General features: G+C 56.7%; 12 protein-coding genes. 2 read left to right on the forward strand and 10 right to left on the reverse strand.

Annotated features, from left to right (window positions below; all coding sequences use genetic code 11):
• Nucleotides 1–74: 74 nt before the first annotated feature.
• The 4 genes from thrC to xerD all read right to left on the reverse strand — a co-directional run bounded on the left by thrC (nucleotide 75) and on the right by xerD (nucleotide 4,807).
• Nucleotides 75–1,484: a threonine synthase gene (gene thrC / locus GYN01_RS18215; RefSeq protein WP_048363301.1), complete on the reverse strand. Its 1,410-nt coding sequence runs from the start codon at nucleotides 1,482–1,484 to the stop codon at nucleotides 75–77.
• A gap of 106 nt (nucleotides 1,485–1,590) precedes the next feature.
• Entirely contained in the window at nucleotides 1,591–2,895 is a 1,305-nt protein-coding gene (locus GYN01_RS18220; RefSeq protein WP_048363300.1) for a homoserine dehydrogenase, read from the reverse strand.
• Nucleotides 2,896–3,031: 136 nt separating this feature from the next.
• Nucleotides 3,032–3,763 (reverse strand): DsbC family protein, encoded by a 732-nt coding sequence (locus tag GYN01_RS18225; protein ID WP_048400064.1) that lies wholly within the window; start codon nucleotides 3,761–3,763, stop codon nucleotides 3,032–3,034.
• A gap of 147 nt (nucleotides 3,764–3,910) precedes the next feature.
• Nucleotides 3,911–4,807 (reverse strand): site-specific tyrosine recombinase XerD, encoded by an 897-nt coding sequence (xerD, locus tag GYN01_RS18230; RefSeq protein WP_048363298.1) that lies wholly within the window; start codon nucleotides 4,805–4,807, stop codon nucleotides 3,911–3,913.
• A gap of 133 nt (nucleotides 4,808–4,940) precedes the next feature.
• Here xerD and GYN01_RS18235 point away from each other — a divergent pair, with 133 nt between their 5' ends.
• Nucleotides 4,941–6,746: a cation:proton antiporter gene (locus GYN01_RS18235; RefSeq protein WP_203307563.1), complete on the forward strand. Its 1,806-nt coding sequence runs from the start codon at nucleotides 4,941–4,943 to the stop codon at nucleotides 6,744–6,746.
• A gap of 41 nt (nucleotides 6,747–6,787) precedes the next feature.
• Here GYN01_RS18235 and GYN01_RS18240 read toward each other — a convergent pair whose 3' ends face one another.
• From GYN01_RS18240 to ffh, 6 genes are all read right to left on the reverse strand, one after another.
• Nucleotides 6,788–7,201, reverse strand: a complete 414-nt coding sequence (locus GYN01_RS18240; RefSeq protein WP_048363296.1) for an acyl-CoA thioesterase — start codon at nucleotides 7,199–7,201, stop codon at nucleotides 6,788–6,790.
• A gap of 97 nt (nucleotides 7,202–7,298) precedes the next feature.
• Nucleotides 7,299–7,649 carry a 50S ribosomal protein L19 gene (gene rplS / locus GYN01_RS18245; RefSeq protein ID WP_003440273.1) on the reverse strand — a complete coding sequence of 117 codons (351 nt, stop codon included), beginning with the start codon at nucleotides 7,647–7,649 and terminating at the stop codon, nucleotides 7,299–7,301.
• A 45-nt stretch (nucleotides 7,650–7,694) separates the two neighbouring features.
• Nucleotides 7,695–8,447 (reverse strand): tRNA (guanosine(37)-N1)-methyltransferase TrmD, encoded by a 753-nt coding sequence (gene trmD, locus GYN01_RS18250; protein WP_048363295.1) that lies wholly within the window; start codon nucleotides 8,445–8,447, stop codon nucleotides 7,695–7,697.
• Nucleotides 8,448–8,449: 2 nt separating this feature from the next.
• Nucleotides 8,450–8,989: a ribosome maturation factor RimM gene (gene rimM, locus GYN01_RS18255; RefSeq protein WP_048363294.1), complete on the reverse strand. Its 540-nt coding sequence runs from the start codon at nucleotides 8,987–8,989 to the stop codon at nucleotides 8,450–8,452.
• 5 nt (nucleotides 8,990–8,994) lie between these two features.
• Entirely contained in the window at nucleotides 8,995–9,246 is a 252-nt protein-coding gene (rpsP, locus tag GYN01_RS18260) for a 30S ribosomal protein S16 (protein ID WP_048363293.1), read from the reverse strand.
• A gap of 249 nt (nucleotides 9,247–9,495) precedes the next feature.
• The gene (gene ffh, locus GYN01_RS18265; RefSeq protein ID WP_048400071.1) at nucleotides 9,496–10,872 is read right to left on the reverse strand and encodes a signal recognition particle protein; all 1,377 of its coding nucleotides are present in this window, start codon (nucleotides 10,870–10,872) and stop codon (nucleotides 9,496–9,498) included.
• A 208-nt stretch (nucleotides 10,873–11,080) separates the two neighbouring features.
• On the opposite strand from ffh, the gene GYN01_RS18270 reads away from it, so the two are divergent.
• Nucleotides 11,081–11,893 carry a cytochrome C assembly family protein gene (locus GYN01_RS18270; RefSeq protein WP_048363291.1) on the forward strand — a complete coding sequence of 271 codons (813 nt, stop codon included), beginning with the start codon at nucleotides 11,081–11,083 and terminating at the stop codon, nucleotides 11,891–11,893.
• Nucleotides 11,894–12,067 lie beyond the last annotated feature (174 nt).

The raw sequence follows: 12,067 nt of genomic DNA on the forward strand, positions 1-12,067 counted from the left end.
CGAGACAAGTTTGCCACGCAGACACTAAAAAGCCCGTCAGGCGACGGGCTTCAAAGTTTGTAAGAAAACGCCGCTTAGAGCGACTTGCCTCGGTTGCCATGCTGGCTGACAAAGGCTTGAACCGCTTTGAGATCGTTATCCAACACGGTGTACCGCTCCTCTCTCTCAAACAAGTCAGAAAGATGAGCTGGAAGTTCCAGCGCTTTTCCTACGCCAGCTTTCTCAACGGCATCAGGGAACTTGACCGGGTGCGCCGTTCCCAAAATGACCATCGGGGTGTCCAGGTGGCGACGGCATTCACGGGCCGCCTTGACGCCAATGGCGGTGTGCGGGTCAAGCACTTCGCCCGTTTCAGCAAACACTTGGGCGATGGTTTCACAGGTCTGGGCGTCATCCACGGCCAGCGAGTCAAACAGGCGGCGTGCTTCGGTCCAGCGGTCTTCTTCAACGCTGAAGTGGCCGCTGTGCTTGAAGGTGTCCATCAAGCCTGCAACCGCTGCACCGTTGCGCCCATGCAGATCGAACAGCAAGCGTTCGAAGTTCGAGGACACCATGATGTCCATCGACGGGGACAGGGTCGCGTGCAGGGTGTCTTTGGCGTACTGATTACCGCTCATGAAGCGGTGCAGGATGTCGTTACGGTTGGTGGCAACGATCAACTGGTTGATCGGCAACCCCATGTTGCGTGCCAGGTAACCGGCGAAGATGTCACCAAAGTTACCGGTAGGCACCGAGAACGAGACGGAGCGCTGAGGCCCGCCCAACTGCAACGCTGCATGGAAGTAGTAAACGATCTGGGCCATGATCCGCGCCCAGTTGATCGAGTTAACCGCCACCAGGCGCGTGCCTTTCAGGAAGCCTTGATCGGCAAAACTGGCTTTGACCATTTCCTGGCAGTCATCGAAGTTACCTTCAATGGCGATGTTGTGAATGTTGTCGCCGAAGAGTGTCGTCATTTGACGACGCTGCACTTCTGACACCCGGTTATGGGGGTGCAGGATGAAAATATCGACGTTTTCACAGTGCTTGCAGCCTTCAATCGCCGCAGAGCCGGTGTCGCCGGACGTCGCGCCAACAATGACCACGCGCTCTGCGCGCTTTTCAAGCACGTAGTCGAGCAGGCGGCCGAGCAATTGCAAGGCGAAATCTTTGAACGCCAGGGTCGGGCCGTGGAACAGCTCCATGACCCATTCGTTGTTATTGAGTTGACGCAGGGGTGCAACCGCAGCGTGAGCAAACACGCCGTAGGTGTCTTCCAGTATTTTTTTGAAGTCAGCATCCGGGATGCTGCCTGTCACAAACGGACGCATCACTCGGAATGCCAGCTCGTGATAAGGCAGACCAGCCCAAGAAGCGATTTCTTCTTGCGTGAAACGTGGCAGGTTTTCTGGCACGTACAAACCGCCATCGCTGGCCAGACCGGCCAGCAACACGTCTTCAAAATTCAGGGCCGGTGCCTGGCCGCGGGTACTGATATAGCGCATTAGGGCGAACCTTCGATGTGAGCTGCAAGCGGTTTGGCCATCGGCCACACGTCAAGCACAGGGGCTTTGAACATGTGGCGCGCAACAAGACGCTTGCCGCTATTAATTAATTTAGATGCTCAACGCGGATACGGACCACCGGGCCGACGACGCCTTGCAACGCTTCAAGCGCGGTGATGGCATCGTTCATGCTTTGTTCAAGCACACGGTGGGTCAGCAGGATCATGGGCACCAGACCGTCGTGTTCTTCGACTTCTTTTTGCATGATCGATTCAATGTTGATACCACGCTCGGACAAGATGCTGGCCACTTGCGCCAGGACACCTGGATGGTCCTTGGCCTGAATGCGCAGGTAATAAGCGCTTTCGCAGGCTTCGATCGGCAGGATCGGGTGGTCGGACAGTGCGTCGGGCTGGAAGGCCAGGTGCGGCACGCGGTTCTCAGGGTCGCTGGTCATGGCGCGAACCACGTCGACCAGGTCTGCGACGACCGAAGACGCGGTCGGTTCCATGCCAGCGCCAGCGCCGTAGAACAAGCTTGAGCCGGCAGCATCACCGTTGACCATCACCGCATTCATTACGCCATTGACGTTGGCGATCAGGCGATCAGCCGGGATCAGGGTGGGGTGAACACGCAATTCGATGCCGCTGGCCGTGCTGCGTGCAACACCCAGGTGCTTGATGCGATAGCCCAGTGCTTCGGCGTAATTCACATCAGCGGTTGTCAGCTTGGTGATGCCTTCGGTGTAAGCCTTGTCGAATTGCAGCGGGATACCGAACGCGATGGACGCCAGAATGGTCAGCTTATGCGCGGCGTCAATGCCTTCAACGTCGAAAGTCGGATCGGCTTCGGCGTAGCCCAGTGCTTGTGCTTCGGCCAATACGTCTTCAAAGGTGCGGCCTTTTTCACGCATCTCGGTGAGGATGAAGTTACCCGTGCCGTTGATGATGCCCGCTACCCAGTTGATACGGTTGGCCGACAACCCTTCACGGATGGCCTTGATCACCGGGATACCGCCCGCTACAGCGGCTTCAAACGCCACGATTACGCCCTTTTCCTGCGCCCTGGCGAAGATCTCGTTACCGTGCACGGCAATCAGCGCCTTGTTGGCCGTGACTACGTGCTTGCCGTTTTCGATGGCTTTGAGCACCAGCTCGCGGGCGATGGTGTAACCGCCAATCAGCTCGATGACGATGTCGATTTCAGGATTGGTTGCCACGGCGAATACATCGTGGGTAATGGGGGTACCGGTAATGTCGCACTGAGGGTTTGGCGTACGCAGGGCAATTTGCGCAACCTGGATACCACGCCCGGCACGGCGGGCAATCTCCTCGGCGTTACGCTTAAGTACGTTGAAGGTGCCGCCACCGACGGTCCCTAGTCCACAGATGCCTACTTTGACCGGATTCACGCTGAACTCCCCATAAAACGGCCGACTCAAGGCCGGCCGTGGAATACAACCGTGGACTGCCACGGTTCTCTATAAATGACTGGGCAACGGAGCTGCCCGGCCATGCTCGTCAAAGGCTTAGCGTGACGAGGCAGGATTATTTAACACTGAGTGCCAGCTTGCCAACCTGTGCTGCCGGCTGATAGCCCGGAATCACCTGGCCATCGGCCAAAACGATGGCAGGCGTACCATTGACCCCAATGGACTGACCCAGGGCAAATTGCTTGGCCACCGGGTTGGCGCATTTAGGGGCGTCGACTGTTTTGCCGTCGGTCATTTTGTCCATGGCGCTTTTCTTGTCTTTCGAGCACCAGACCGCTTGCAGCTGCTGATCACCGGCCGAACCCAGGCCCTGACGCGGGAACGCAACGTAACGCACTTCAATGCCCATTTTGTTCAGCTCAGGCACTTCTTCATGCAGTTTGTGGCAATAAGGGCAGGTGGTATCGGTAAAAACAGTGATGTGCGACTTGGTTTCGCCGATGGCCGGGTACACCACGGTTTCTGCAACGGGAATCCCGTTGATCAACTTGGCGACACCTACACGCTCGGCTTTTTCGGTCAGGTTGACCGGCTTACCGTCTTTGAGCTGGAACATATAGCCTTGCACGATGAACTGGCCATCCGCGCTGGCATACAGTACGCGGCTGCCCTTGAGCTTGACTTCATACAGGCCTGCCATCGGACTTGCGCTGATGCTTTCTACCGGAACATCCAGTTGCAGCGTTTCAAGGCTTTTACGGATGGCTTGCTCGGCGCCGGTGTCGGCCAATGAAAAGGTACTGACCAACGCAAGGGCTGCGGCGGCAAAAATATGGGTCACGCGCATGAAAACTCCTGAAGGCGGACAAAACGGCCAAACCTGAATGCCCCGAGACAAAAAAGGGAGTCAGTGGCCCGTTTTCTAAACCCGCGAAGCCTACCACAAATGGCTTTCAAGGCCGACTGTGGCCAACGCAAGAGCACGGCAAACAACTTAGCCTCGCGGATGATGTTGAGCATGCAGGTCTTGCAGGCGAGCACGCGCCACATGGGTGTAAATCTGGGTGGTGGATAAATCGCTGTGCCCGAGCAGCATCTGCACCACGCGCAGATCGGCTCCGTGGTTGAGCAGGTGGGTCGCGAAAGCATGACGCAAGGTGTGCGGTGACAATGACTTGTCGATGCCTGCGACGCGGGCTTGATGCTTGATGCGGTGCCAGAACGTTTGACGGGTCATTTGTTCACCGCGCTGGCTGGGAAACAACACGTCGCTGGGCCGCCCATTTAACAGTTCATGCCGCGCATCGCGCATGTAGCGCTCAACCCACACGATCGCTTCCTCCCCCATCGGCACCAGGCGCTCCTTGCTGCCCTTTCCCATGACGCGCAATACGCCCTGACGCAAGTTGACCTGCTCCAGTGTCAGGCTGATCAGCTCTGTCACACGCAGCCCGCATGCGTAAAGCACCTCCAGCATGGCGCGGTCACGCTGGCCGATGGCCTCACTCAAATCAGGTGCGGTCAGCAAGGCTTCTACGTCTGCCTCTGACAACGATTTGGGCAGCGGCCGTCCCAGTTGCGGCATGTCGACTTGCAAGGTTGGATCAACCGCAATCAGCTTTTCACGCAACAGATAACGATAAAAACCACGCGCACCTGACAAGAACCGCGCTGTTGAACGGGGTTTGTACAACTGATCAAGGCGCCACGCCAAGTGATCGAGAATCAGCTCGCGCCCGGCATGAATCAACTCAATGCCACGCTCATGCAACCAGCCATTGAATAACGCCAAATCGCTGCGATACGCGTAACGGGTGTTGTCGGACAGGCCTTTTTCCAGCCACAAGGCATCCAGAAAGCGGTCGATCAGTGGGTCATCTATAGCAGGCATCGGTTCTCGACAGGCACAGCCACAAGGCCACGCAAAAATAAAAAGTGAACGGTGAAAGTGGCCGCTAGTCTTTCATAGCCGGCTCTGGGCATAAACACAAAGCTCCACTTACTCGGCACGCAAAGGACCCTTTATGAATGAACAACAGATTCTGCTGACGTTCGGTGGCATCGGGGTCGCAGCACTGGGCTGCCAATGGCTGGCCTGGCGGCTGAAGCTGCCCGCCATTTTGTTTTTGTTGCTGGCGGGGATTTTACTTGGCCCGGTATTGGGCTGGCTAAACCCGCAACAGCTGTTTGGCCCCCTGCTGATGCCTTTGGTATCACTGGCAGTGGCACTGATTCTGTTCGAAGGCAGCCTGACGCTGCACCTGTCCGAGTGGCGCGAAATCGGCACCGTCGTACATCGGCTAGTCACCGTGGGCGCACTGTCGACATGGGCTGTGATTACCCTCGCCACGCATTGGCTGCTGGGTTTTGACTGGCTCCTGGCCTTGCTGTTCGGCACCCTGACGCTGGTGACCGGGCCGACCGTGATTGTGCCGATGTTACGCGTAGTACGGCCCAAAGCATCAATTGCCAATATTTTGCGCTGGGAAGGGATCGTCATCGACCCGATTGGTGCATTGCTCGCGGTGGTGGTCTACAGCTTCATCATTGCCCGCGCCAGTGGTGACGGCCTGAGCCACAGCTTATTGACCTTTGCCGGTGTGATTGTATGCGGCAGTGTGTTTGGCATCGTGGGCGGCTGGGTCTCTGGCCACGTATTGCGCAAGCAATGGCTGCCCGAATATCTGCATAGCGTCGCCACGCTCGCGGTGGTGTTGGCGGTGTTCATCGCGGCCAATCAGGTGATGCATGAATCCGGCTTGCTGGCAGTCACGCTGATGGGCATGTGGATGGCCAACATGAAAGGGGTTGATGTGCGCAATATTCTGCACTTCAAAGAAAACCTCAGCATTTTCCTGATTTCGGGCCTGTTCATATTACTGGCCGCCCGTCTGGACCTGAACGCAATGATCGGCCTTGGCCCGGCGGTACTGGTCTTGCTGCTGATCATTCAGTTCATCGCGCGGCCACTGAATGTGTTGCTTTGCACCTTTGGCTCAACGCTGAACTGGCGCGAACGCACCTTGCTGGCCTGGATTGCACCACGCGGTATTGTGGCCGCAGCAGTCTCAGCGATTTTTGCCATTCGTCTGGACGAAGCAGGGCATGAAGGCGCACTGCTGCTGGTCCCTCTGACCTTCGCCGTGATCATCGGCACCGTGGTGTTACAAAGCGCCACCGCTCGACCGCTTGCGCGCTTGCTCAAGGTCGCTGAACCGCCACCCAGCGGGTTTTTGATCGTGGGTGCCAACGGCCCTGCCCGTCTTATCGCCAAAGCGCTGCACCAACTGGGCAGCCGGGTGCTGCTGACGGATTCAAACTGGGAAAACATCCGCGCTGCACGCATGGACAACCTGCCGACTTACTTTGGCAACCCGGCGTCGGAACATGCCGAGTCGCATCTGGATTTAGTCGGCCTGGGCCACCTGCTTGCGCTGTCACCATCGGGTGAGCTCAACGCACTGGCTGCCACACGCTTTCGGCATGAATTTGGGCCTCAACGCTTGTATGCACTGACCAACAATCAGGAAAGCCGTCGTACCGACAAACATCGCGCCAGCCATGAACATCGCGGGCAAGCCTTTGGGGACCGGGCACTGACCTACAGCCAGTTGGTGAGCGACCTGAATCAGGGCGCTGACATCTACAGCACACTGCTCACCGACGCATTCACGTGGGAGGACTATCAGGCGCTGCATGGTGAGCGTGCCACATTGCTGTTTGCACGCGATAAAACCGGCTGGGTGCATGTGGTGACACCTGACAGCGACTTGAAGCCAGGCGCTGGCTGGACGCTACTGGCGTTGATCAGACAGCCCTGTAGCAGCTAACGAGTATGCACCCACAGGCGTGCACCGCGCTTGCTACACCGTTATTGCGCAAACCCTGGCAACACGGGCACCGGGCGTTTGTCGTCATCAATCGCCACGAAGCTGAACAAGCCTTGGATCGCCAATTCACGGCCATCGCAGCTCATGCTTTCTACATACACTTCAACTTCTACCTTGAGGCTGGTGTTGCCGACTTTCACCACCCGACCCACCAGTTCCACAATTGAACCTGCCGCTATCGGGTGGTTGAAGTTGATAGGATCGGTGGACACGGTCACCAACGGCAGCCGGCAGAAACGGGTCGCGGCAATGAACGACACTTCGTCCATCCAGGCCAGCGCAGTGCCGCCAAACAAGGTGTTGTGGTGGTTGGTGGTCGAAGGGAATACAGCTTTGGTGATGCGGGTAACGGACAGTTCGGTCCGGCGTTGAATCTCTTGCTCACGCGAAATCATGCTTGCTTACTACCTACAACTGGACAAAGGTCTGACAAATCTCAGGCAACAAAAAAGCAGCCCGAAGGCTGCTTTTTTCTGCATCGGGAAGCTGGACTTAAGCCAGTTTTTCCTTGATGCGAGCTGCTTTACCGGACAGGTCACGCAGGTAGTACAGCTTGGCTTTACGAACGTCACCGCGACGCTTAACAGCCATGCTGTCGATTTGCGGGCTGTAGGTCTGGAAAGTACGCTCTACGCCAACACCGTTGGAGATTTTACGAACAGTGAAAGCACTGTTCACGCCACGGTTACGCTTGGCAATCACTACACCTTCGAAAGCTTGCAGACGCGAACGATCGCCTTCCTTCACTTTCACCTGAACGACAATGGTGTCGCCCGGGGCAAAAGGAGGGATCTCTTTGGTCATCTGCTCTGCTTCGAGTGCAAGGATGATTTTGTTAGTCATGCTGTGCTCCTAAGGTAGATCGTCGGATCTACCATCGATACGTTGTTAACTATCGTCCCGCGCGAGGATGTATTCCTCGAGCAGCTTCTTCTCTTCTCCAGAAAGCGAGCGGCTTTCCAGAAGATCGGCGCGTCGTTCATAGGTCCGCCCAAGGGACTGCTGTAAACGCCAACGCCGGATGTGTGCATGATTGCCACTAAGCAATACGTCGGGAACACGCTGATCCGCATACACCTCCGGTCGGGTGTAGTGCGGGCAATCCAGCAGACCATCCGTAAAGGAATCTTCCTCGGCGGAGTCTGCATGCCCTAAAGCTCCAGGCAGCAGTCGTGTAACCGCATCAATCAGCACCATCGCCGGCAGCTCGCCGCCAGACAATACATAGTCACCAATTGACCACTCTTCATCGACATGAGCGTCTATAAAACGCTCGTCAATGCCTTCATAACGACCTGCAATGAGGATTAATGCTTCCTCATTCGCCAGTTCGCGTACCGCCGACTGATTCAGTTGACGGCCTTGGGGCGACAGGTAAATCACCTTCGCCGCCTCTCCGGCTGCGTTTCTGGCCTGAACCAGCGCATCTTCCAGAGGCTTGATCTTCATCACCATGCCCGGACCACCGCCAAATGGGCGATCGTCCACAGTGTGATGTCGGTCCGTTGTGTAGTCTCGCGGGTTCCAACAGGTGAGCTGCAACAGCCCTTGTTTCACCGCGCGACTGGTGATGCCGTAGTCGCTGATGGCAGAAAACATTTCGGGAAACAAACTGATCACTTCTACGCGCAATTTAGCCACGCTTAGAAATCCGCATCCCAATCCACCTTCATCTCGCCAGCGGCCAGGTCGACGCTCAACACGCATTGCTCTGTATAGGGCAACAAGCGATCACGATCATCCAGACTTCCTGGGCAAGGTTTGACTTCCATGACATCGTTCGAGCCAGTTTCCATCAGGTCAACAATCTTGCCGAGCAGTTGCCCTTCAAGGTTGGTCACTTTCAGTCCCTGCAGCTGGTACCAGTAGTACTCGCCGTCGGTCAGTTCAGGAAACAGGTTACGCGGCACGCAGATTTCAAATTCGCGAAGAAGACCCGCTTCGTCACGGTCATCGAGACCCTTGAGCTTTACAACCAGAAACTTGCCGTTATGAGAACGGCCACTGACCAGCTCTGCCTGTCGTACATCATTGCCGCGCCGAAGCGTCAGCTTTTTGTAGTCCAACAGGTTATCAATTGGATCCGTAAAGGAATAAACCTTCACTTCGCCGCGTACGCCGTGAATCGAGTAGATTTTGCCGATAACGATCAAATCATCAGCAGTTTCAGGCGTCACGCTCATATTGCTCAGGCCGCAGCCTTAGCATTTACTTTAACCAGCTGAGCAACACGCTCAGACATAGTTGCGCCAACGCTCAACCAGTAAGCCAGACGGTCTTCTTTAACGGAGAAACGAACTTCCTGACCACGGGCAACCGGGTTGAAGAAGCCAATTTGTTCCTTGTGGGAACCGTCACGTGGGTTACGGCTATCGGTAACGGTCAAGTGGTAAAACGGGCGCTTTTTGGAGCCGCCAAGGGCAAGACGGATTGTTAGCATGTGAACATCATTCCTGTAGTCGGTGCTGCAAATCTAAATGCACAGCGGGCATAGGTGCCCGAAAGGCCGCATATTCTAAGGAATATCCGGACTTTTGCAAATGTCTTTTTCTGGCGCCTATTGGCATAACACCCAGATTTGCTATAAGGCCGCCACGAATGGCGGCAGGTCAGCTCCCGCACTGTGCGGGTTTGCTGGGGGTCTCGCATTACTGCGAGCCGCGCAAACGCAAGCGCTTGCGCAGGTGATTTACATTTTTGGCATGCCGCCGCCGGGCATCATCGAGCCCATGCCACGCATCATTTTGGCCATGCCGCCTTTAGCCGAGAACTTTTTCATCATCTTTTGCATCTGCTTGTGTTGCTTGATCAAGCGACCGATGTCCTGCACTTGCGTGCCGGAGCCCATGGCAATACGGCGTTTGCGCGAACCGCTGACCAGGTCAGGGTCGCGGCGCTCGGCCGGGGTCATGGAGTTGATGATGGCTTCCATTTGCTTGAACTGCTTCTCTGCTGCGCCCTGGGCATTGCCCATTTGCGCCAGATTCACGCCACCCATGTTCGGCAGTTTGTCCATGAGACCGCCCAGGCCGCCCATGTTTTTCATCTGTTGCAGCTGATCGCGGAAGTCTTCGAGGTCGAAGCCCTTACCTTTCTTGAGCTTTTTGGCCAGTTTGTCGGCTTTGTCTTTATCGAGGGTCTGTTCGGCCTGCTCGATAAGGCTGAGCACATCGCCCATGCCCAAAATGCGTGACGCAATACGGTCCGGGTGGAACGGGTCCAGCGCGTCGCTCTTCTCGCCCATGCCGAGGAACTTGATCGGCTTGCCCGTGATTGCACGCACGGACAGTGCAGCACCGCCACGGGCATCACCGTCGACCTTGGTCAGGATCACGCCGGTCAGCGGCAGCGCGTCACCGAAGGCTTTGGCCGTGTTGGCGGCATCCTGACCGGTCATGGCGTCAACCACAAACAGGGTTTCTGCCGGCTTGACCGCGGCGTGCAGCGCTTGAATCTCGGCCATCATGTCGGCGTCGATGTGCAGGCGACCCGCGGTATCGACAATTACGACATCAATGAACTTGAGCTTGGCTTCATTGATAGCCGCCAGCGCAATCGCAACCGGCTTTTGGCTGATGTCGGACGCAAAGAACGTAACGCCCACTTCACCCGCCAGGGTTTCCAGCTGTTTGATCGCCGCCGGACGGTAAACGTCAACCGAAACCACCATGACGCTTTTCTTTTTGCGCTCTTTAAGGAAGCGCGCCAGCTTGCCCGCGGTGGTGGTTTTACCCGCACCCTGCAAACCGGCCATCAAAATAACAGCAGGCGGCGTGACGTTGAGGATCAAATCCTCGTTGGCAGCGCCCATCAGGCTTTCGAGTTCAGCCTGGACGATCTTCACAAACGCCTGGCCCGGCGTCAGGCTGCGCGACACTTCTGTGCCCACAGCGCGCTCTTTGACCGCGTTGACGAAGTCTTTGACCACTGGCAAAGCCACGTCGGCTTCCAGCAAGGCCATGCGCACTTCGCGCAGGGTGTCTTTGATATTGTCCTCGGTCAGCTTGGCCTTGCCGGTGACATGGCGCAGCGTCTGCGAGAGACGGTCGGTTAAATTTTCAAACATGCGCGATCCTTTCAGGCCCAAAGTAGACCGGGGTTATTGCGGCCCAGCCCGTGTAAAACTGATGCTCGGCGAGCCTGCGGCGTGGGCAGGTCGCGGATTATAGCGAAGACTGATCGCGGCGGACACCTTACCGTCAGCTTATGTGGCCTTTCGTGTTCAGGCGGTTGTATGCCAAACTCAGCCCTTTCGGGCTTGCCTAACAGGATTTATGCTCCCCTTGTCACCGAGTTTGCTCCCCAGCCTCGCCGCCGCCTGCTTATACGCCGCTGCGACCTTCTATCAAGGCAATTGCCTGCGCCACGGCGCGAAGGCAAACAATCGTCTGTTGGTGACGCTCGGCATCCTTGCCGTCCTCGCCCACGCTGCGAGCCTGTTTACCCATTTGATGACCCCTGCCGGGCTTGAGCTGGACTTTTTCAGCGCGGCCAGCCTGATTGCTGTTGCCGTCATCAGCGTGACGCTGGTTGCGTGTGCGCGTATCCCGGTCGAGAACCTGTTGCTGCTGTTATACCCGTTAGGGGCACTCACGGTACTGATGTCCGAGTTCGCCCCGCCCGGCACCGTACAGGTCATTAATGAACAACCCGGCATTCTGGCCCATATCCTGCTGTCGATCCTGGCGTACGGAATGTTCACCATTGCGGTGTTCCAGGCCTTGTTACTGTCATTGCAGAACTACCAGCTCAAACACAAACACCCCAAGGGCCTGATCAAGAACTTCCCGCCGCTGCAAACCATGGAGAGCCTGCTGTTTGGCTTTTTGTGGGCAGGCTGGGCATTACTGTCGCTGTCACTGATTTCGGGCTGGCTGTTTTTGGGCAACCTGTTTGCCCAGCATCTGGTGCATAAAACCCTGCTGGCGTGCCTGGCGTGGATCGTTTTCAGCGTGCTGCTGTGGGGCCGTCATCACCTTGGCTGGCGCGGCCACAAAGCCATCCGCTGGACGTTTGCCGGGTTCTGCCTGCTGATGCTGGCCTACTTTGGCAGCAAGTTGGTTCGTGAATACATTCTGCATATCTGACGGGCGTTGATTATGGATAGCTTGCCCCCCGGGCCATTACTCGCCCTCTTGGCGCTGGTGTTTGCAGGCCTGGGATTCTGTATCGGGATTGTTTCGCGCAAGCCTCAGGCCGTGACACAACGCGGCGACGCTCACCCGCCGCATAACGCCCAGCCCGCTGAGGATAATGAACAA

Source organism: Pseudomonas weihenstephanensis (assembly GCF_016812185.1).
GTDB classification, from domain to species: Bacteria; Pseudomonadota; Gammaproteobacteria; order Pseudomonadales; family Pseudomonadaceae; genus Aquipseudomonas; species Aquipseudomonas weihenstephanensis.

What these genes read in the sequence shown, in the direction of transcription:
- thrC (WP_048363301.1), bottom strand. Translation starts at nt 1,484, where the DNA reads ATGCGCTATATCAGTACCCGCGGCCAGGCACCGGCCCTGAATTTTGAA.
- GYN01_RS18225 (WP_048400064.1), bottom strand. Translation starts at nt 3,763, where the DNA reads ATGCGCGTGACCCATATTTTTGCCGCCGCAGCCCTTGCGTTGGTCAGT.
- xerD (WP_048363298.1), bottom strand. Translation starts at nt 4,807, where the DNA reads ATGCCTGCTATAGATGACCCACTGATCGACCGCTTTCTGGATGCCTTG.
- GYN01_RS18235 (WP_203307563.1), top strand. Translation starts at nt 4,941, where the DNA reads ATGAATGAACAACAGATTCTGCTGACGTTCGGTGGCATCGGGGTCGCA.
- GYN01_RS18240 (WP_048363296.1), bottom strand. Translation starts at nt 7,201, where the DNA reads ATGATTTCGCGTGAGCAAGAGATTCAACGCCGGACCGAACTGTCCGTT.
- rplS (WP_003440273.1), bottom strand. Translation starts at nt 7,649, where the DNA reads ATGACTAACAAAATCATCCTTGCACTCGAAGCAGAGCAGATGACCAAA.
- rimM (WP_048363294.1), bottom strand. Translation starts at nt 8,989, where the DNA reads ATGAGCGTGACGCCTGAAACTGCTGATGATTTGATCGTTATCGGCAAA.
- rpsP (WP_048363293.1), bottom strand. Translation starts at nt 9,246, where the DNA reads ATGCTAACAATCCGTCTTGCCCTTGGCGGCTCCAAAAAGCGCCCGTTT.
- ffh (WP_048400071.1), bottom strand. Translation starts at nt 10,872, where the DNA reads ATGTTTGAAAATTTAACCGACCGTCTCTCGCAGACGCTGCGCCATGTC.
- GYN01_RS18270 (WP_048363291.1), top strand. Translation starts at nt 11,081, where the DNA reads ATGCTCCCCTTGTCACCGAGTTTGCTCCCCAGCCTCGCCGCCGCCTGC.